Annotated in this window: 18 protein-coding genes; 11 read left to right on the top strand and 7 right to left on the bottom strand. The window is 72.5% G+C overall.

The genetic code is table 11. The features are described 5' to 3' along the window. Positions 1-84: 84 nt before the first annotated feature. Positions 85-852, bottom strand: coding sequence for a Sir2 family NAD+-dependent deacetylase (cobB, locus tag AC1Q5D_RS17335; RefSeq protein ID WP_481739704.1), 768 nt, complete (start codon positions 850-852; stop codon positions 85-87). A gap of 48 nt (positions 853-900) precedes the next feature. Continuing rightward, entirely contained in the window at positions 901-1,326 is a 426-nt protein-coding gene (locus AC1Q5D_RS17330; protein ID WP_481739703.1) for a hypothetical protein, read from the bottom strand. 237 nt (positions 1,327-1,563) lie between these two features. Here AC1Q5D_RS17330 and AC1Q5D_RS17325 point away from each other — a divergent pair, with 237 nt between their 5' ends. Further along, the gene (locus tag AC1Q5D_RS17325; protein ID WP_481739702.1) at positions 1,564-2,964 is read left to right on the top strand and encodes an NAD-dependent succinate-semialdehyde dehydrogenase; all 1,401 of its coding nucleotides are present in this window, start codon (positions 1,564-1,566) and stop codon (positions 2,962-2,964) included. A 107-nt stretch (positions 2,965-3,071) separates the two neighbouring features. On the opposite strand, the gene AC1Q5D_RS17320 is transcribed toward AC1Q5D_RS17325, so the two are convergent. From AC1Q5D_RS17320 to AC1Q5D_RS17310, 3 genes are all read right to left on the bottom strand, one after another. Further along, the gene (locus AC1Q5D_RS17320; RefSeq protein WP_481739701.1) at positions 3,072-3,896 is read right to left on the bottom strand and encodes a transporter substrate-binding domain-containing protein; all 825 of its coding nucleotides are present in this window, start codon (positions 3,894-3,896) and stop codon (positions 3,072-3,074) included. A gap of 121 nt (positions 3,897-4,017) precedes the next feature. After that, positions 4,018-4,878 carry a helix-turn-helix domain-containing protein gene (locus tag AC1Q5D_RS17315; RefSeq protein ID WP_481739700.1) on the bottom strand — a complete coding sequence of 287 codons (861 nt, stop codon included), beginning with the start codon at positions 4,876-4,878 and terminating at the stop codon, positions 4,018-4,020. A 127-nt stretch (positions 4,879-5,005) separates the two neighbouring features. Further along, complete coding sequence (locus AC1Q5D_RS17310; RefSeq protein ID WP_481739699.1) at positions 5,006-5,785, bottom strand: NAD(P)H-dependent oxidoreductase; 780 nt, start codon at positions 5,783-5,785, stop codon at positions 5,006-5,008. 65 nt (positions 5,786-5,850) lie between these two features. On the opposite strand from AC1Q5D_RS17310, the gene AC1Q5D_RS17305 reads away from it, so the two are divergent. Both AC1Q5D_RS17305 and AC1Q5D_RS17300 read left to right on the top strand, forming a co-directional pair. Then, positions 5,851-6,210, top strand: coding sequence for a winged helix-turn-helix transcriptional regulator (locus AC1Q5D_RS17305; RefSeq protein WP_481739698.1), 360 nt, complete (start codon positions 5,851-5,853; stop codon positions 6,208-6,210). A gap of 61 nt (positions 6,211-6,271) precedes the next feature. Next, positions 6,272-6,973 carry an alpha/beta fold hydrolase gene (locus AC1Q5D_RS17300; RefSeq protein ID WP_481739697.1) on the top strand — a complete coding sequence of 234 codons (702 nt, stop codon included), beginning with the start codon at positions 6,272-6,274 and terminating at the stop codon, positions 6,971-6,973. Between the two features lie 21 nt (positions 6,974-6,994). Here AC1Q5D_RS17300 and AC1Q5D_RS17295 read toward each other — a convergent pair whose 3' ends face one another. Further along, positions 6,995-7,570, bottom strand: a complete 576-nt coding sequence (locus AC1Q5D_RS17295) for a TetR/AcrR family transcriptional regulator (protein ID WP_481739696.1) — start codon at positions 7,568-7,570, stop codon at positions 6,995-6,997. Between the two features lie 128 nt (positions 7,571-7,698). On the opposite strand from AC1Q5D_RS17295, the gene AC1Q5D_RS17290 reads away from it, so the two are divergent. From AC1Q5D_RS17290 to AC1Q5D_RS17265, 6 genes are all read left to right on the top strand, one after another. Then, entirely contained in the window at positions 7,699-10,206 is a 2,508-nt protein-coding gene (locus tag AC1Q5D_RS17290) for a GcvT family protein (RefSeq protein ID WP_481739695.1), read from the top strand. An 89-nt stretch (positions 10,207-10,295) separates the two neighbouring features. Next, the gene (locus tag AC1Q5D_RS17285; RefSeq protein ID WP_481739694.1) at positions 10,296-11,408 is read left to right on the top strand and encodes an ABC transporter substrate-binding protein; all 1,113 of its coding nucleotides are present in this window, start codon (positions 10,296-10,298) and stop codon (positions 11,406-11,408) included. Then, positions 11,405-12,346, top strand: a complete 942-nt coding sequence (locus AC1Q5D_RS17280) for an ABC transporter permease (RefSeq protein ID WP_481739693.1) — start codon at positions 11,405-11,407, stop codon at positions 12,344-12,346. The genes AC1Q5D_RS17285 and AC1Q5D_RS17280 overlap by 4 nt, the downstream gene beginning before the upstream one ends. Then, entirely contained in the window at positions 12,343-13,137 is a 795-nt protein-coding gene (locus AC1Q5D_RS17275) for an ABC transporter permease (protein WP_481739692.1), read from the top strand. The genes AC1Q5D_RS17280 and AC1Q5D_RS17275 overlap by 4 nt, the downstream gene beginning before the upstream one ends. Next, complete coding sequence (locus AC1Q5D_RS17270; protein ID WP_481739691.1) at positions 13,130-14,266, top strand: ABC transporter ATP-binding protein; 1,137 nt, start codon at positions 13,130-13,132, stop codon at positions 14,264-14,266. The genes AC1Q5D_RS17275 and AC1Q5D_RS17270 overlap by 8 nt, the downstream gene beginning before the upstream one ends. 9 nt (positions 14,267-14,275) lie before the next feature. Further along, positions 14,276-15,685, top strand: a complete 1,410-nt coding sequence (locus AC1Q5D_RS17265) for an NAD(P)/FAD-dependent oxidoreductase (protein ID WP_481739690.1) — start codon at positions 14,276-14,278, stop codon at positions 15,683-15,685. Positions 15,686-15,864: 179 nt separating this feature from the next. Here AC1Q5D_RS17265 and AC1Q5D_RS17260 read toward each other — a convergent pair whose 3' ends face one another. Beyond that, on the bottom strand, positions 15,865-16,824 hold the full coding sequence (locus AC1Q5D_RS17260; protein WP_481739689.1) for an Ltp family lipoprotein: 960 nt from the start codon (positions 16,822-16,824) through the stop codon (positions 15,865-15,867). 295 nt (positions 16,825-17,119) lie between these two features. Between AC1Q5D_RS17260 and istA the strand changes: the two genes are divergently transcribed. Both istA and istB read left to right on the top strand, forming a co-directional pair. Further along, complete coding sequence (gene istA / locus AC1Q5D_RS17255; protein WP_481736794.1) at positions 17,120-18,643, top strand: IS21 family transposase; 1,524 nt, start codon at positions 17,120-17,122, stop codon at positions 18,641-18,643. Then, a complete protein-coding gene (gene istB, locus AC1Q5D_RS17250) occupies positions 18,643-19,428 on the top strand; it encodes an IS21-like element helper ATPase IstB (RefSeq protein WP_481736795.1) in 786 nt (261 codons plus the stop codon). The genes istA and istB overlap by 1 nt, the downstream gene beginning before the upstream one ends. Positions 19,429-19,558 lie beyond the last annotated feature (130 nt).

The raw sequence follows: 19,558 nt of genomic DNA, 5'->3' as shown, positions 1-19,558 counted from the left end.
GCAAAAGGGCTCTCCGGTCCGCTCAAGCGACACGACGCACGTTCTGCAGCGGGCCAAGGATCGGCTTCGTCGCAACCCGCAGGACTAGGAGTCACCTCGGCGGGAGGCCTTCGTCGCGGGGGCTTCGGTCTGAGCGCTGTGGCGCTTACTGCCGCGCAGCACCTCGTCCACCCACCGCGGCACCTCGGTGCCGGCCGGACCGAGCCGGACCTCGTCGAAGTCCGAATTCACCTCCGAGGGCTCCAGGTTGATCTCCACGGTGTGCGCGCCCGCCGCGGCGGCGACCTGGACGAACCCCGCTGCCGGGTAGACGTTCCCGGAGGTGCCGATCGCGGCGAACACGTCGCAGGACTCCAGGGCGTCGAAGATCCGGTCCAGCCCGATCGGCATCTCCCCGAACCACACCACGTGCGGCCGCAGCCCGCCGGGCGTGCCGCACTCGGGGCAGCCGTCGTCGGGCGCCAGCTCCGGCCACGCCTGCTGCACCGCCTCGCATGCGGTGCAGGACATCTTCAGCAGTTCCCCGTGCATGTGCAGCAGGTTCCGGGACCCGGCCCGCTCGTGGAGGTCGTCGATGTTCTGGGTGACGAGCAGGACGCCGCCGTCGTGCTCGGCCTCGAGGCGCGCCAGCGCCTCGTGCGCCGCGTTCGGGCGCACCCCGCTACCCAGCAACTGGGCCCGGCGGGCGTTGTAGAAGCGGTGGACCAGGGCGGGGTCGGCCGCGAACGCCTCGGGCGTGGCGACGTCCTCGGGCCGGTGGTCCTCCCACAGGCCGTCGGCGTCTCGGAACGTGCGGATGCCGGACTCCGCGGAGACCCCGGCCCCGGTCAGGACGACGATGCGCTGCGACATGGCACCACTGTGCCACGGCCCGCGGCCGCTGACCCGTGCCCGGCTGGGTCAGCGGCCGAACAGGCGCCGAACGGCCGAGGCCGCCCGGGCGGCGAGGCCGCCGTCCTCCGGGCGGAACGCGGCGCCGTCCGGATCCACTCCGCCGTCGGGCCCGTCCTCCAGGTCCACGCCCGCGGCCTCGGCCCGCCGGAGCAGGCCCAGGACAGCGTCGGTGTCAGTGAGGTACGGCTCGAGTCCGCGCTGGAGTTCGGCCAGCTGCTCCGGGTCGCCGTAGGCGGCGAACAGGCCGGCCTCGGAGTCGAACTCGAGGTCCTCGGCGAGCCCGGGGAACGCGAACGCGGCGACGCCCTCCCAGAACGTGCCGTTCGGCTCGTAGTCGGCCTCCAGGAGGGCGGCGTCGACGGCGAGCCCGCCGGTGGGGAAGGTCAGGGAGGCGCCGTCGTCGTCGGCGTGGAGGGTGGTCGGTTCGGTCACGGGCCCATTCTGGCCGAGGGCGCGGCGCCTGAGCCCCGGCTGGTGCTGTTGCTTGGGCAATGCTTGCAGTCCCAAGGAGGGCCACTCCTTCGCCAACCTTTCGTACAGTATGAATTGGGACACGCTGTGCCTAGGCTCACTGGCAAGGACAGCGCGCAGCCTGGCACCCCCGAGGGGCCCGGCCGCCTGCCCGCGACGAGGTTCGAACGCGCCGCACGCCGGCGGAAAGGTTGTGACATGTCCACCAGCACTGCCCACACCGACAAGACCGCCTACCGGGTCCTGAACCCGGCCACGGGCGAGGTCGTGGAGGAGTTCGCGACGGCGACCGACGCCGAGGTCCGGGACGCCCTGGCCCAGTCCCAGGCCGCCTTCGAGTCCTGGCGGGAGACCCCGATCGAGGAGCGGGCGAAGGTCGTGGCCAAGGTGGCCGAGCTGTTCACGGAGCGGGCGGACGAGCTCGCCGCCATCGCCACGGAGGAGATGGGCAAGCCGCTCTCGGAGTCCAAGGGCGAGGCCGAGTTCTGCACGGACATCTTCAACTACTTCGCGACCGAGGGCCCGGCCCTGGCCGCCGACCAGGAGATTAAGGCCATCGGCGGCGGCCGCGCCGTCATCCAGCGCCTGCCCGTGGGCCCGCTGCTGGGGATCATGCCGTGGAACTACCCGTTCTACCAGGTGGCCCGCTTCGCGGCCCCGAACCTGGTGCTCGGCAACACCATCATCCTCAAGCACGCCGAGACCTGCCCGCGCTCCGCGCTGGCGATCCAGAAGATCATGGACGACGCCGGCGTCCCGGCCGGCGCCTACGTCAACGTTTTCGCCAGCCACGCGCAGATCGCGGACATCATCGCCGACCCGCGGATCCAGGGCGTGTCCCTGACCGGCTCCGAGCGGGCCGGCGCGATCGTGGGCGAGCTGGCCGGCAAGAACCTCAAGAAGGCCGTGCTGGAGCTCGGCGGCTCGGACCCGTACGTCGTGCTCGATGCCGACGACGTCGCCGCCGCCGCGGCCGACGCCTGGGGGTTCCGCATGGAGAACACGGGACAGGCCTGCAACTCCAACAAGCGCATGATCGTCACCGAGGGGATCTACGACGAGTTCGTGGCCGAGCTCGCGAAGCTCGCCCAGGGCCTGAAGCCCGGCAACCCGGCCGAGGAGGCCGAGGGCACCTACGCCCCGCTGTCCTCCCGGGCCGCGGCCGAGGCGCTGGCCGAGCAGCTCAAGGACGCCGTCAACAAGGGCGCCACCCTCCACGCCGGCGGCGAGCTGCAGGACGGCCCCGCCGCGTACATCGCGCCCGCCGTCCTCACCGGGGTGACCGAGGAGATGCGCGCCTACCGGGAGGAGCTCTTCGGGCCGGTCGCCGTCGTCTACAAGGTCGCCAACGACGAGGAGGCCCTCAAGCTGGCCAACGACACCCAGTACGGGCTCGGCGGCGCCGTGTTCAGCACCGACGAGGAGCGCGCCCGCAGGCTCGCCCAGCGGCTCGACGTCGGCATGGCCAACGTCAACGGCGTCGGCGAGGGCGCGGACCTGCCCTTCGGCGGCGTCAAGCGCTCCGGCTTCGGCCGCGAGCTCGGCCCGCTGGGCATGGAGGAGTTCGTGAACAAGCGCCTGTTCTACGTCGGCGAGTAGCCAACGGCGCCCAACTGCCCAGTTCTCGCGCCGACGGCCGGCGACACGCCGTCCGGAGGCCGCGCCCCGCCGGTGCGGGGCCGCGAGAACTGGGCAGTTTCGTCCGCCTACCCGAACCAGGGCTTCTTCGCGGCGTCGTACGTGCCGTCGTTCTTGGCCATGTTCAGCCACTGGTTCACGTACTCCTGGAACACCTCGTCGCCCTGGGGCAGCAGGTACGCCTTCTGGGAGAAGTTGAACGGGTCGTCCGGGTGGACGGCGCACAGCTCCGGCTTCTCGTTGGCCACCCAGCGGGTCTCCGACGCGTCCGTGGTCATGACATCGGCGCGGCCGGCGATGATCTCGTCGAAGATCCGGTTGTTGTCCTCGAAGCGGATGATCTCGCCCTCCGGGTAGTGCTCCTCGGCGAACTCCTCGTTCGTGCCGCCGATCGGGGTGATGGAGCGGACGCCGGGCCGGTTGATCTCCACGACCGTGTCGTACTTCTCCACGTCCTCGCAGCGGGTGATGGGGGTCTTGCCTTCGTCGAGCGTCGCCTCCGTGTAGAACGCCTGCTCGGCGCGCTCGAGCGAGATCGAGATCCCACCGACCCCGATGTCGCACTTCGCCAGGAAGTCCGGCATCAGGTCCTTCCACGTGGTCTGCACGTACTCGACCTCCACGCCCATCTCCGCGGCGAGGTCCTCGACCATCGTGATGTCGATGCCCTCGTACTCCTTGGTATTCGGGTCCAGGTAGGTGAAGGGGCGGTAGTCGCCGGTGGTGCAGACCTTCAGGGTCCCCGCGTTCTTCACGGCCGCGAGGCGGGAGTCCGCGGCCGGCGCCGCGTCGGTGCCGTCGGCGGGGGACCCGGCCGTGTCGGTGGCGGCGGGGCCGGTGCAGGCGGTGAGGGCGAGGAGTGCGGCGGCGGCCGCGGCGTTCCGCAGGTGCATGGGACGGGCCTTTCTCGGATGTAGTGTGTCCCATGACACTATCCGTCACGCGGCCCGCGGCCGGGCTGGCGTTGCGGCACGGCAGGGCGTGCCGGCCCTTCGGTGCGGCCTGGGCCTCCGCTCACTCTTCCGCCGGGACTCCCGCGCTGCGTCCGGCACCGGCGGCGGCCTGCCGCTGGTACGCCGCCGGGGTCATCCCGGTGACGGCGGCGAAGTCCCGGGCGAAGCGCGCCGGGTTCGCGTAGTCCAGCTCGGCGACCAGCGGGTCCAGGTCCAGGGGGCGCCCCGCCTCCAGCGACAGGGCGGCCTCCCGCAGCCGGCGGCGCCGGAGCAGCCACGTGGCGGTCGGGCCGATGCGGGCCCGGACCAGCCGCCGGAGGGCCCGCTCGCTCAGGCCGAACCGCTCGGCCAGGTCGATGACGCGCAGGGCGCCGGCGTCGTCGTCCTCCACCGCGTCCGCGACGCGGTTCGCCAGGAGCCCCTCCTCGTCCGCGCCGCCGGGCAGCCGCCGCGCCAGCCACGCCTCGAAGAGGGCGGCCGCCTCCTGGACGGCGCCCGCGCCGTCGGCTCCCGGCGCGGCGAGCGCCGCGGCGATGTCCGGCCCGGCCGTGAACCCGACCACCGGGCCGGGCCGGCTCGAGTCCACGAGGCCGGGCAGGGCGACGTCGGAGAGCAGCGCGCCGGCCGCCGGCTGGAGCCGGACGCCGAACGCCGCCCCCGTCCAGACCAGGCGGCGCCGGGTCATCCCGGCCGCGGGGCCGAACAGGGTGCCGGTCCGGTCGGCCGTCGCGCCGATCTCGACTACGAGGCTGCAGGAGGGGTAGGAGAGGGTGCGGTGCTCGTGGGCGGCGTCGCCGGGGACCTCCCAGCGCGCGGTCCAGTAGTGGCGGACCAGGCCGGAGGCCGCGGGCGAGGGCGCGCGCCGCTCGAGCGTGGCGTGGCCGGGCCCCGTCGGGAAGAGGGGCCCACGGAAGACGGGCATGGGCTAATGGTCGCAGGCTTCCGCGGCCGGCGGGCGTAGGCGGCCCCCGGTTCGGGGAGGTTCCCAGCGGGTTCCCAGTCTTCCGTGCGCCGCGGCGCGGGCCCCGGCCCCGCGCCGCGGGGGAGCGTCAGGAGCCGCCGGCGAGGTGGACGGACAGGCCCGACTCCCCGGGGAGCACGTGGGGCGCCAGCTCCCAGTCGCCTGTGTAGTCCCCCGTGAACTGCGGCCGGTAGGGGAGGGGATCCTCGGTGGGGATGGCGCGCAGGCGCCGCGCCAGCGAATCGAACGCGTCGCAGTAGGCGTCCGGGGTGGTGAAGTCGGCCCCGGGGAGGGCCCACGGCCTGAGGACGTCCATGCCCGTGTAGGCCAGGGTGCCGTGCAGCAGCCCGAACAGGAGCTCCGTGAGTTCCCCGCTCTTGCCGCGCGGGCCGATCGCGGCGGGCCGGTCGCCCAGCGTCGTCGCGACGAGGGCGCGCTTGCCCGTGAACGGCCCCTGCTCGAAGCGCAGGCGGCGTCCCGTGGCGGGATCCTTACCGAACGCGAATCCGCTGACGAACACCCTGTCGAACCACGCCTTGAGGATCGCGGGCATGCCGTACCACCAGAGCGGGAACTGGATGACGACGGCGCCGGCCGCGGCGACCTTGCGCTGCTCGGCCTCGACGTCCGCCGGCTGGGTTCCCGCCACGTAGGCGGCCCGGGTCTCCTCCGTCACCCGGAAGCGGCCGGTGGGGGAGCCGCCGGGCCGGCCGAGGACGGGGTTCCAGCCCATCGCGTAGAGGTCCGATTCGACGACGTCGTGGCCGAGTCGCCGGAGCAGCTGGATGCCGTCCCGGCGCAGCTGTCCGGACAGCGAGTCGGGTTCGGGGTGGGCGCTGACCCAGAGAACGGTCTGTGGGGGTTCCATGGAACCAGTCTGTTCGCCTAGGGTACGTTGTGGAAGTACGGTCATTTTTGTCCCTGGGAGTTCCGGTGCGCGTCCCCGTCGCGAAGGCCCTCGAGGTGTGTCCCGTCGAGGTCGCCGTCGCGGTCCTCGGCGGGACGTGGAAGCTCACGGTCGTGAAGCACCTCTTGGACCGGACGCTGCGCTTCGGCGAACTGCACAGGCGGGTCCCGCAGGCGAACCTCAAGACGCTGACCCGGCAGCTCAGGGAGCTCGAGGAGGACGGCGTCGTGCTGCGGACCCCGTATCCGCAGGTCCCGCCGAAGGTCGAGTACTCGCTGACGCAGCTGGGGCAGTCGCTGGGACCGATCGTCCTGGCCCTGGACGGGTGGGGCGCGGCCTACGCGGAGCACGCGGACGACGGCCGGCACGCGGGCCGGGCCGGGTAGGCCGCTCCCGGCGGCCCCCGGGCCTTTCCTGGGGACGCGGGCCCGCCTACGCTCGGGAGGCATGGACCTCATCCTCGTTCCCGGCTTCTGGCTCGACGCGTCCGCGTGGGGGAGTGTCGGGCGCATCCTCGCCGACGCAGGCCACGCGGTGCACCCGATGACCCTGCCCGGCAAGGAGACCCGCGGCGCGGACCGCTCCGGGATCGGGCTGCGCGACCACGTCGACGCGGTCGTCGCGAAGATCGACGAGCTGGAGGGGCCGGTCGTGCTGGTCGGGCACTCCGGCGGCGGCGCGATCATCCACGCGGCCGTGGACGCGCGGCCGGACCGCGTGGCCCGCGCCGTGTATGTGGATTCGGGGCCGATGGCCGACGGCGGCGTCATCGCCGCCACGGAGTTCCCCGCCCAGGGCGACGACATCCCGCTGCCCGAGTGGGACCGGTTCCAGGAGGAGGACCTCCGCGGCCTGACCGAGGCGCTGCGCGAGCAGTTCCGGGCGCGGGCGGTCCCGGAGCCGCGGGGCGTGGCCCAGGATGCGCAGCGCCTTTCCGACGAGCGCCGCTACGACGTGCCGATCACCGTCATCACGTGCGAGTTCTCGCCGGAGGAGCTGCAGGTGTGGATCGACGCCGGGGCCCCGCCGGTGGCCGAGCTGACGAGGATCAAGGACGTCGAGATGGTGCACCTGCCCACGGGGCACTGGCCGATGTTCACGCGGCCCGCCGACCTGGCGCTGGCGATCCTGGAGGCCGTCGGGACGTAGCCCTCTCTCCGGGGCGCGAGGTTAGAGCTCCTCGAGGCCGACCTGGGGGGCCGCCGCCGCCAGGAGGAGGCCGGCCGCCCGCTCGACGGTCATGCTGTCGTCCCCGCCGGCCGTCTCCATCATGAGCCCGTCCACCAGGGCCACGAGCACGCGGGCCGTCGACTCGACCGGGGCGGCCAGCTGAAACGAGCCGTCGTCCCGGCCCCGTTCCAGCGTGTCGACGACCCACTGGCGCCAGGCGTTGTTCGTGGCGGTGACGAGGGGCCGCAGGAACCCGTGCCGGCTCGCGGCCGAGCAGCACTCCGTCCAGACGACGCACCGCTCGCGGCTCGACAGCCCGCCCGCGAGCAGCAGGCGCAGGCGCCGCCTGCTGTCCTCCACGCCGTCCAGCTGCGCGGTCCATTCCCGGATCCGCCGGTCGTTGGCCGTCCGCAGCATCTCCTCGACGACGGCGTCGCGGCTGATGAAGTGGTGCTGGATGACCCCGATGGAGACCCCGGCTTCCGAGGCGATGTCGCGCAAGCGGATCCCATCCACACCGTAGGTGGCCAGCAGTCGCTCGGCGGCGTCCAGGATCGTGTCTCGCTTACTCGACATCGCCTCTCCTTCGTCGGTTCCGCGATCTTCCCCCTAAATCACCCTTGAGATCCAGATCACAATAATTCATTATTATCGGGAGTCGCGACGGAGCGGCTCTCGTCGGGAGGGGACCCATGGATCGGTTGGTGGACAAAACGATCGGCGCCGCGCAAATCCTGGAGCGGCCGGACCCACTGCCGGCCGCCGTCGACCACCTCGTGGTCGGGGGAGGCGTCATCGGGGCCAGCGTCGCGGCCCACCTCGCCGGCCAGGGCGAGCGCGTCGCGCTGCTGGAGGCCAACACGCTCGGGTCCGGCACGACGTGGCACGCGGCCGGACTGGTGACCGGCAGCCGGGGCACGACGGCGCTGACGAAGCTGGCCAGCTACGGCATCGGCCTGTACCAGGAGCTCGAGGAGCTCACGGGGATCGACGTCGGATTCCGCCGCCGCGGGTCGCTGATGGTCGCCCGCACCGAGGGCCGGGTCGCCGAAATGCACTACGCCTACGACGTCGCCCGCCTCAACGGCGTCGAGGCCGAGCTCCTGACTCCCGAACAGGTCACCGGCCTCTGGGGGCCGGCCCGCGCCGACGGGATCCTCGCGGCGCTCCACATCCCCGGCGACGGGCACGTGAACCCCGGGCACGCGGCCGTCGCCCTGGCCAAGCTGGCCCACCAGCGGGGCGCCACGCTGCACGAGAACGTCCGCGTCCTCGGGATCCTCGTCCAGGACGGCGCCGCCGCCGGCGTCCGCACCGACCAGGGGGAGATCCGGGCACGCACCGTCACGCTGGCGGCCGGCCTGTGGACCCGCGAGCTCGCCCGGGCCGCAGGCGCCCACGTGCCGCTCCACGCCGCCGAGCACGTCCACGTGCTCAGCGGCCCCGTCCCGGTCGACGCCGCCGAGCCGCCCGTCTTCCGCGACCTCGACAGCCACTTCTACATCCGCGGCGAAAACGGGCACCTGCTCGTCGGTGCGTTCGAACCGGACGGCATTCCGCGGCGCACCAGCGAGATCCCCGGCGACGGGTTCGCGGAGTTCCCCGCCGACTGGGAGCACTTCGCCCCCATCCGGGCCAAGGCCGAGGCCGCCGTGCCGCTGCTGGCGGAGGTCGGGTTCGGACGCTTCCTCAACGCCCCCGAGAGCTTCACCCCCGACAACAACTTCCTGCTCGGGGAGACGAACGAGGTCGACGGGCTCTTCGTGGCCGCGGGGTTCAACTCGCAGGGCATCATCTTCGCCCCCGGCGCGGGACGGGAACTCGCGCACTGGATCCGGACGGGCTCGCCGGGCTTCGACGCCTCCTCCGTCGACGTGCGGCGGTTCTCCCGCCACCAGGCCAACGCCGACTACCTGCACGCGCGCACGGCGGAGAGCCTGGGCCGCCTCTACGCCATGCACTGGCCCCACCAGCAGCCGGCCACGGCCCGCGACGCGCGGCGCACGCCGCTGCACCACCGGCTCGCCGGCCTCGGGGCCTGCTTCGGCGAGACGGCGGGGTGGGAGCGCGCCAACTGGTACGCGGATCCCGGCACGTCCCCCACGTACGACTACAGCTTCGGGAAGCCCGCCTGGTACGCCAACGTGGCCCGGGAACACGCGGCGGCCCGCAGCGCCGTCGCGCTGTTCGACCTCTCGAGCTTCGCCAAGATCGAGGTCGCCGGGCCGGACGCGCTCGCCGTCCTCCAGCGCACCGTCACCGCCGAGGTCGACGTCCCCGTCGACAAGGCGGTGTACACGCTCGCGCTGAATCCGGCCGGAGGGATCGTGCTCGACGGCACCGTCCTGCGGCTGGCCGAGGACCGGTTCTGGCTCATCGCGCCGGGCGCCGCCCAGGAGACGGCCCTGCACCTCCTCCGCCGCGCCGCCCGCGGTTCCGCCGCCGCGGTCTTCGACGCGACGAGCGCCTGGGCGACCATCGCGGTCATGGGGCCGCGCAGCCGCGACCTGCTCGCCGCCGTCGCCCCCGGACCGTGGGGCAACGACGAGCTGCCCTACACGCACGGCCGCGCCATCGAGATCGGCCGGGGGCTGGGGTACGCCCTGCGGATCAGCTTCGTCGGGGAGCTCGGCTACGAGGTGTACGTCCCGTCCGAGCTCGCGGAGTCCGCCTTCGACTCCCTCTGGGAAGCGGGCCAGGCCTACGGGGTCCGGCTCGCCGGCTACCACGCGCTCGACACGCTCCGCAGCGAAAAGGGGTACCGGCACCTCGGCCACGACATCGGGCCCGCCGACGACCCCTACACGGCCGGGCTCGGCTTCACGGTGGCCAAGTCCAAGGACTTCGCGTTCACCGGCGGGGAGGCCCTCCGGACCCTGTCCGCCGCCCCGCCCGCCGAGCGCACCGTGTACGTCCGGCTGGACGACGCGGAGCCGCTCCTGCTCCACGACGAGGCCGTCCACGTCGGGGGACGGCTCGTGGGCCGCGTGACCAGCGGGGCCTACGGCCACTGGCTCGGCGCCGCCGTCGGGCAGGCGCGGGTCTCCGCGCGGGAGGTCCCGCGCGGGGCCGAGCCCGCCGCCGAGGTCGTCGTCGCCGGCCGGCGCATCCCGGCGACGCTGAGCGACCGGCCGTTCTACGACCCCGCCGGCCGGCGCCTGCAGGGGCTCGACGACGCCGACCGCGAGCCAGTGGACGCCGACGCCCGCTGAGCGCCGGGCGCCTCCACGCACAGACCATCCGCATCACCCACCACCGCAGTCACCCCACCACCGCACCACCCACCGAAAGGGAGCGACACATGAGGCACCACCTGCAGAGGACCGGCCCGGCCACGGCGTTGGGCGTCGCCGCCATCCTCGCGCTGAGCGCCTGCGGCGGCGCAGCCCAGCCCTCCGCCGAGGTCGACTTGGGCGAGGGCCCGGCGCAGGCCGGCACCGTGAAGGCCGGCGCCCTGGACGGCGTCACCATGACGTTCGCGTCCTACGGGGGCATCTACCAGGACGGCCAGATGGCGGCGGCCGGCGACCCCTTCGCCGAGGAATCCGGGGCGACCGTCCTGTCCGACGGGCCCATGGAGTACGCCAAGATCCAGGCCCAGGTCCAGTCCAACAACGTCACCTGGGACGTGGTCGACATGGACTCGACGTGGGCGGCCGGCCAGTGCGGGGACAACCTGCAGAAGCTCGACTTCGAGATCATCGACGTCTCCCACGTCCCGGAGGAGCTCGTCAGCGACTGCTACGTGCCGGCCATGCAGTACGGCAACGTGGTCATGTACAACACCGAAAAGTACGGCGCCAACGCCCCCAAGACGTGGGCCGACTTCTTCGACACCGAGAAGTTCCCCGGCAAGCGGGCCATCAACGGCGGCGACGTCGGGCCGATCATCGAGGGCGCGCTCATCGCCGACGGCGTCCCGGAGGACGAGCTCTACCCGCTGGACGTCGAGCGCGCGCTCAAGAAGCTCGACACGATCAAGGACTCGCTCATCTACTGGTCCACCGGCGCCGAGTCCCAGCAGATGCTGGAGACCGGGGAGGCGGACATGGCCCTGGTCTGGTCCGGACGTGCCTACTCCGCCGTCAAGAACGGCGCGGCCTACGAGCCGGCGTGGGACACCGGGGTCCTCGTCATGGACGTCCTCGGGGTGCCGACGAACGCCAAGAACCCGAAGGCGTCGATGGCGTTCATCAACTACTACCTGGGCAAGGAGCAGCAGGAGGTCCTGACCGAAGAGACGTCCTACGCGCCGATCCACGACGAGGCCAAGCCCGCCGTCGACGACCTGGCCCGCGACTACATGGTCAACGAGCCGAAGATCCGCGAGCGCATGGTCGTCAGCGACTTCGACTGGTGGGGCAAGAACTACCCCACCGCGCTCGAGCAGTACCTGGCCTGGGTCAACGGATGACCAGCCTGATCGGCAGCACCACCGGGGCCGCCGTCGCCGACACGGCGGCGGCCCCGGCCCCGGGAGCGCCCGCCCGCCGCGGGGGAGGGGGAGCGGTCTTCTGGCTCCTCCTGCCCGCGGCCCTGCTCGTCGCGGGGATGTTCGCCTACCCGCTGCTGGTCGCGCTGTGGCGCAGCTTCGCGTTCCCGGAGTTTGGCCTGCAGAACTACGAGTGGTTCTTCACCGCCGAGGGCAACCTCGGCGTGCTCGGGCGCACCCTCTGGGTGGCGTTCCTGACCACCGTGATCTGCCTGGTGCTCGCGTACCCGTACGCGTACCTCATGACCATCGCCGGCCGGCGGCTGCGCAACGCGCTGCTGATCCTGGTCCTGGTCCCGTTCTGGACCTCCCTCATGATCCGCACCTTCGCGTGGATCATCCTGCTGCAGGACGGGGGCCTCGTGAACCAGTTCCTCGGCGCCCTCGGGATCGGCCCCCTGGAGCTGATGCGCAACACCACCGGCGTGCTCATCGGCATGGTGCAGGTCCTGCTGCCGTTCATGGTCCTGCCCCTGTACAACACCATGTCGGGCGTCGACCTGCGGCTCATGCAGGCCGCCGGCAGCCTCGGGGCCCGCCCGACCGTCGCGTTCCTGCGGATCTTCATGCCGCTGTCCCTGCCCGGGGTGGCCGCCGGCTCGCTCCTGGTCTTCATCCAGGCCCTCGGCTTCTACATCACACCCGCACTGCTCGGCTCGCCCACGGACATGCTGATCAGCCAGTACATCTACGCGCAGGTCAACGGCCAGCTCCAGTGGGGGCGCGGCAGCGTCCTCGGCGTCGTCCTGCTCGTCGCGGTGCTCGTCCTCCTCGCGGCCCTCGCGGTGCTGGCCAAGGCCCAGGCCCGGCGCACCGCCCCGACCGCAGCCCCCACACCCCGGAAGGAGGCCACGGCATGAGGCACGCCCCCGCGACCCGAGGCCTGCTCACCGCCTACGCCGCCGTCGTCGCCGCCATCCTGGTCCTGCCGACCCTCGTCGTGATCCCGCTGGGCTTCACCGACAAGGCGTCGCTGGTCTTCCCGCCCACCGGCTGGTCCCTGCGCTGGTACGAGAACTTCTTCAGCGACCCCGCGTGGCTGCGCGCGATGGGCAATTCGATCACGGTCGGGCTGATCGTCACCGTCGTGGCGACGGCGGCGGGCACGGCGGCCGCCGTCGGGCTGCGCCGGTGGACCGCGCGGAAGGCGGCGACCGTGACCCAGGCCGTGCTCCTGGCCCCGATGATCGTCCCGGCGATCATCCTGGCCATCGGCGTCTACGCGGTCTTCCTGAACCTCCAGCTCCTGGGAACGGTGCCCGGCTTCGTCGTCGCCCACACCGTGCTGGCCCTGCCCTTCGTCATCGTGACCGTCAGCGCCACCCTCGCGGGGTACGACGACCGGCTCACGCTGGCGGCCGTGAGCCTCGGCGCGAGCCGGGCCCAGACGTTCAGGCAGGTCACGCTGCCCCTCATCCTGCCGGGCGTCGTCTCGGGCGCCCTGTTCGCGTTCGTCACGTCCTTCGACGAGGTGGTCATCTCCATCTTCATCAAGAGCCCCTACCTGGAGACGCTGCCCGTGAAGATGTACGCGTCCGTCACCCGGGACACCGACCCCACGATCGCCGCCGCGGCGACCATCATCATGTTGCTCACCACGACCGTCATCACGGTCGGCCTTCTCGCGATGCGGAGGAAGAAGCATGTCTAGCACCACCACGGCACCGCGCCCCGACACGGCGACCCGCGGCACCGGCACCCGGCTCGAGGTCCACGGCGTCACCAAGCGGTACGCCGGGGCCACCGCCGTCGAGGACGTCTCCCTGACCATCGAACCGGGCGAGTTCCTCACCCTCCTCGGCCCGTCCGGCTCCGGGAAGACGACGCTGCTGAACCTCATCGCCGGATTCACCGACCTCTCCGAGGGGCACATCGAGATCGACGGCGAACGCGTCGACAACATCCCGGCCCACCGGCGCGGCCTGGGCGTCGTGTTCCAGCACTACGCCCTGTTCCCGCACCTGAGCGTCGAGGACAACGTCGCGTTCCCGCTGCGCCAGCGCAAGGTCCCCAAGGCGGAGCGGGCCGAACGCGTGGCCCGCGCGCTGGAGACCGTCGGGCTCGGCGGCTACGGCAAGCGCCTGCCCAGCCAGCTCTCCGGGGGCCAGCAGCAGCGCGTGGCCTTCGCCCGGGCCATGGTCTTCGACCCCCGAGCACTGCTCATGGACGAGCCCCTCGGTGCCCTGGACAAGAACCTGCGGGAGAGGCTCCAGCTGGAGATCAAGCGCATCCACCAGGAGGTCGGGCGGACGTTCGTGTTCGTCACGCACGACCAGGAGGAGGCGCTGGTCCTCAGCGACCGCATCGCGATCTTCAACAACGGCCGGATCGAACAGGTCGGCCGCAGCGACGAGCTGTACGAGCGCCCCCGTACGCTGTTCGTGGCGACCTTCATGGGCGAGTCCACCGTCCTGCGCGGCACTCCCGACTGGAGCGGGGACACGTGGTCCCTCGGCGCCGGGGGAGCCGCCCTCCGCGGGACCGCCGCGCCGTTCCAGGGGCCGGGCGCCCTGGTCCTGCGGCCCGAGGACATCGGCCTCGCCGCCGGCCCGGACGCCGTTCCGCCCGGACACCAGCACTGCCCGGTCACCGTCCGCCAGAGCATCTACCTGGGGTCCGGACGCAAGTTCGAGCTCGGGCTGCCGGACGGGTCCACGGGGATCGCCCGGGGGCCGCTCGGCGCCGGCACGGGGCTCTCCGTCGGCGACACCGCGCTGGCGCACTGGGACCCCTCCCGCGGCTCCATGCTCCCCGACCACGGCAACGCCTCGACGACCTAAGGACCGCACATGACCCACACCACCGAAGGTACGGCCACCGCGCCGGCCAACGGCGGCGTCTCCTACTGGTTCGCCGCCACCGGCGGCGTCCCCGAGCCGCGCCCCGCCCTGCCGGGCCACACCACCGCCGACGTCGCCATCGTCGGCGCCGGATACACCGGGCTGTGGACCGCCTACTACCTGAAGAAGGCCGACCCGTCCCTGCGCGTCGTCGTGCTCGAGTCGCGGTTCGCCGGCTTCGGGGCCTCCGGACGCAACGGCGGTTGGCTCGCCAACACGATCACCGGCGGCCGGCAGGGGTACGTCCGCGCACACGGGCGCGCCCCCGTCGGACGCTTCCAGGAGCTGCTCAACGCCACCGTCGACGAGGTCATCGCCGTCGCCGCCGCCGAGGGGATCGACGCCGACATCGCCAAGGGCGGCGAGCTGGTCGTCGCGCGCAACGCCGCCCAGGCACACCGCCTCTCCGCGCTCGCGGAGGAGGAGGCGCGGTGGCCCGAGGGCGGCGCGCGCCTCCTCGACGCCGGGCAGACGGCCGAGCGCGTGCGGGTCGCCGGCGCGCTCGGCAGCCTGCACATCGAGCACTGCGCCCGGATCCAGCCGGCCAAGCTGGTCCGGGGGCTGGCGGACGCCGTCGAACGCCTCGGCGTGCCCATCTACGAGACCACGACCGTCACGTCGATCGAACCCGGCGTTGCCCACACCGACCGGGGCCGGGTCTCCGCCGTGCACGTCCTGCGCGCCACCGAGGGCTTCACGGCCAACCTCAAGGGACTCCACCGCGAGTGGCTGCCCATGAACTCGTCCATGATCGTAACGGAGCCGTTGCCGGCGGACACTTGGGACGCGATCGGCTGGGACGCGCGCGAGACGGTCGGGGACCTCGCCCACGCGTACGTCTACCTCCAGCGGACCGAGGACGGTCGGATCGCGATCGGCGGGCGCGGGGTGCCGTACCGCTACGGCTCGCGCACCGACCTCGACGGCTCCACCCACCCCCGCACGGTCCGGCAGCTCGCCGCCATCCTCGAGTCGATGTTCCCCGCCGTGCGCGGGTGCGCCATCGACCACGCCTGGTCCGGCGTCCTCGGCGTGCCCCGCGACTGGCGGGCCACCGTCGGCCTCGACCGGGCGACGGGGCTCGGGTGGGCCGGCGGCTACGTCGGCACCGGCGTCGCCGCCACCAACCTGGCCGGCCGCACGCTCACCGACCTGGTGCTCGGGCGGGACACGGAGCTGGTGCGGATGCCCTGGGCGGACCGGCGCATCCGCCGCTGGGAGCCCGAACCCCTGCGCTGGACCGCCGTCCAGGCCATGTACGCCCTCTACCACCGGGCGGACGCCGAGGAGGCGCGGGGGAGGAGGACGACGGCGCCGCTGGCGCGGTTCGCCGACTGGGCCTCCGGCCGGGCCGGATAGCCGGCCCGGCCGCCCGAGGCGCTTGCCCGGCCGGGCCTGGGCGACGACTGGCTGCGCGCCGACCTCGGGGACAACGGGGCCAGGCTGCTCGGTCTGCAGGCCCGGGGCCGAGGGCGGGCAGGCGCCGCCCCGCAGGGCGCCCCGCCGGGTATGCGGGCGGGACGCCCCTGCCTGTCGGCTCAGAGTCGGGTCTGGTCGACTCCGTACTTGGCCTGCGCGCGGGTGAAGCCCTCGAACACCAACTGGTCGATGAGCCCGGACCGGGAGAAGGCCGTGAACTCCAGGTAGTTCTCGGCGGACAGGGCGGCCTGCTCGTTCCAGTCCACCGACACGCGGTCCACGGCCCAGGTCGCGTCCGCCGTCGAGTAGTCCTCGAACTCCAGCTGCCCGATCAGCCCGGAGCGGGAGAAGGCCGTGAAGTCGAGGTAGTTCTCCGCGGCCCGCAGGGCGTTCTGCTGGCTGAGCGTCCCGGCCTCCGTTTCCGCCTCGGCGGCGGCTTCGGCGGCGGCCGCTGCAGCAGCGGCCTCTGCCTCGGCCTCCGCTTCGGCCGACGCCTCGGCGGCGGCTGAAGCCTCCGCCTTGGCCGCCGCTTGGGCCGACGCTTCCGCGGCGGCCTCGGCTTCGGCCTTCGCGGAAGCTTCGGCCTCTGCCTGGGCGGACGCCTCGGCGGCGGCCTGCGCTTCGGCGTCTTCGGAGGCCTCGGCCGCGGCCTTCGCGTCCTCGGATGCCGCCGCCGCGGCCGCGGACGCGTTGCTGTCCGCGGGGAGGGCCGTGCCGGACGTAGGGTCGGCCTCGCCCCGCGTGGCGTTGAAGACGACGCTCAGGAGAATGAAGACGGCCGTGACGATCAGGGCCACCTTCTTGTGCCGGTCGTAGCCCTCAAGCGGCAGTCCGTGCTTGTCGCGGGTCTTGTTCGCCAGCACGAGGATGAGGTCGACCAGCGCCCACACGCCGAGGCCGCCGAAGGTGACCAGCTTGAGGATCCCGGTCCCGACCTTGCCCAGGTAGAAGCGGTCCACCCCGAGGACGCCGAGGAGGAGGGAGAGCAGCCACGTCACGAGGAACGATTTGGTGCTGCGTGGTGCCTGCCCGTAGCCAGGAGCTGGCGGGTAGGGCGTGACACTGGGAAATTGGCTCATGACAGTCCTTTCAGAGGACACCTGACCGACGTGCGATGTGAAGGTGCGGTAATGGATTCCGAAGCGGGGAGACCGCTGTGTGTTAGCGGCCATGGAAAACTGCCCGTAGGTGGCCAGGGAATTGCCCGCTGACGGCCACGGGGACTGCCCGCGTATGGCCACGGAAACTGCCCATTTGTGGCCGGCTGGTTTGCCCGCATTGCTCGTTAGCCCTGCCGTGTTCTGAGGACGGCGGGGGCCTCTTCCCGGTTGGATGTCGGTGTCGAATCGAATCCGCAGCAGGAAGAGGCCCTGAATGAAGGATGCCCTAGAAACCGTGAATATTCTTGCCACCTACGACCTCACCAGGTCCCTACGCAGCACCGCGGAGATCCACGGGTGCTCCCACCACACCGTCGACCGGCTCGTGAGGGCCCGCGATGCCGGCCGTGCCCCCGGCGCGGGTCCGGAACGGCCCAAGGTCACCGACGACTGGGACGCGAAGATCGAGGAATGGGTCGACAAGTCCCGGGGCCGGATCCGCGCCGACGTCGTGCACGACAAGCTCGTGTCGATGGGCTACGCCGGTTCGGAGCGCTCGACCCGCCGTGCCGTGGCGACCGCGAAGGACGCCTACCGCCGCGGGAGGCGGCGGGTGCACCGGCCCTGGATCACCGAGCCCGGCGGCTGGCTGCAGTACGACTTCGGCGACGGACCGGTCATCGGCGGGGTCAAGACGGTGCTGTTCGTGGCCTGGCTCGCATGGTCGCGGTACCGGATCGTGCTCGCGCTGCGCGACCGGACCGCCCCGAGCGTCTTCGCCGCCCTGGACCGCACCTTCAGGATCATCGGCGGGGCCCCGACGTACGTGCTGACGGACAACGAGAAGACGGTGACCACGATGCACGTGGCCGGGGTGCCGGTGCGCAACGAGGCGACCGTCGCGTTCGCGAAGCACTACTCGGTCGAGGTCCTCACCTGCCAGCCTGCCGACCCGGCGTCGAAGGGCGGGGTGGAGAACGCGGTCAAGGTCTCCAAGGCCGACCTCGTGCCCAAGGACACCAACCTGCGCGGCTCCTACGCCTCGTTCGCCGAGCTCGAGGCGGCCTGCCAGGCGTTCATGGACCTGGTGAACTCCCGCGAGCACCGCACCACCCGCCGCCGGCCCGTGGATATGCTCGCCGACGAGGCCCCCGCCCTGCACCGGGTCCCCGACGCCGCGCACACGATCGCCTACGGGACGGGCCGGAAGGTGCCGCCGAACACGCCGATGGTCTCCTACGAGAACGCCCAGTACTCCGTCCCGGCCCACCTGCTCGGCGCCGAGGTCTTCATCCGCCAACACGGCACCGGCGCCGACGCGAGGGTCGTGATCGTCCACGCCGGCCCCGACGGTGCCCTCGAGGTCGCCCGGCATCCGGTGGCCGCGCCCGGGTCCCCGGCGATCGACGACTCCCACTTCCCCGACCACGACCCGGCCAAGGTCCCTGGGGACCACACCCCGGTGCCGCGCTCGAAGGCCGAGGCCGAGTTCCTGGGCATCGGCGCGGGCGCGAGGTCCTGGCTGCTCGAGGCCGCCGCCGCGGGCGCGCACCGCATCAACGCCAAGATGGCCGAGGCCGTCGCCCTGGCCAAGATCGCCGGGACCAACGAGGTCGACAAGGCCCTCGGCCTCGCCGCGGTCCACCACCGCTTCGCCCACGGGGACCTAGCCTCCCTGCTCACCGCCGCCGGGCACCGGCCCGGGCTGCGCACCGCCGACGAGGGGACGTCCCTGACCCAGGGCACCGCCGGCTGGGCGGGCCTGGGCGCCACCACCTCCGGGAAGGAGCACCCCTGATGGGCATCGCCACCCCGAACACCACCGCCCCGGCCCTGCCCGAGGACCTCGCGGCGCTGATGCGCCAGCTGAAGATGCCCCACGCCCGCGCCGTCGCCCCCGAGGTGCTGGCCACCGCCCGCGCCCAGCGCTGGGAACCGGCCGAGACCGTCAAGGCCCTGCTGGCCGAGGAAACCGCGGGCCGGGCCCGCTCCATGCTCGCCACCCGGCGCAAGGCCGCCGGGTTCCCCACCGGCAAGACCTTCGCCCTCTGGGACGAGACAGCCTCCTCGATCCCGGCCCCGACCCAGCAGGCCCTGCGGACCCTGGAATGGATCCACCGCAAGGAGAACCTCGTCGTCTGCGGACCCTCCGGCACCGGCAAGACCTTCTTCCTCGAGGCCCTGGGCCAACAGGCCGTCGAGGAAGGCAAGCGGGTCGCCTGGTTCACCCTCGAGGACCTCGGCGCGCTCATCCGCGCCCACCGGGCCGACGACACCGTGACCAAGGCCGTGGCCCGGATCCTGCGCGCCGACCTCGTCGTGATCGACGACATCGGCCTGCTTGCAGTGGCCACCGACGCCGCCGAGGGCCTCTACCGGGTCGTGGACGCCGCCTACGAGAAACGCTCCGTGGCCGTGTCCTCGAACCTGCACCCCGCCGGCTTCGACGAGCTCATGCCCAAGACCCTGGCCACCGCCACCGTGGACCGGCTCCTCCACCACGCCCACGTCTGCCAAACCACCGGCGACTCCGTCCGACTCACCCAGGCCCTGGCCGGAAAGGGAGTCATGCCACTGACCTAGACACCACCAGTGGCCGGCACCAACCACCCGTCCCGCGGGCAAACCAGCCGGCCACCAGTGGGCACTTTCCCTGGCCACCAGCGGGCAGAACCGCTGGCCGCCCACGGGCAATTCCTACTGGCCGTTGACA

The sequence above is a fragment of the Arthrobacter paludis genome (assembly GCF_056782315.1).
The sequence above is the reverse complement of the archived record's forward strand: the minus strand, read 5'-3'. Positions and strand labels throughout refer to the sequence as shown.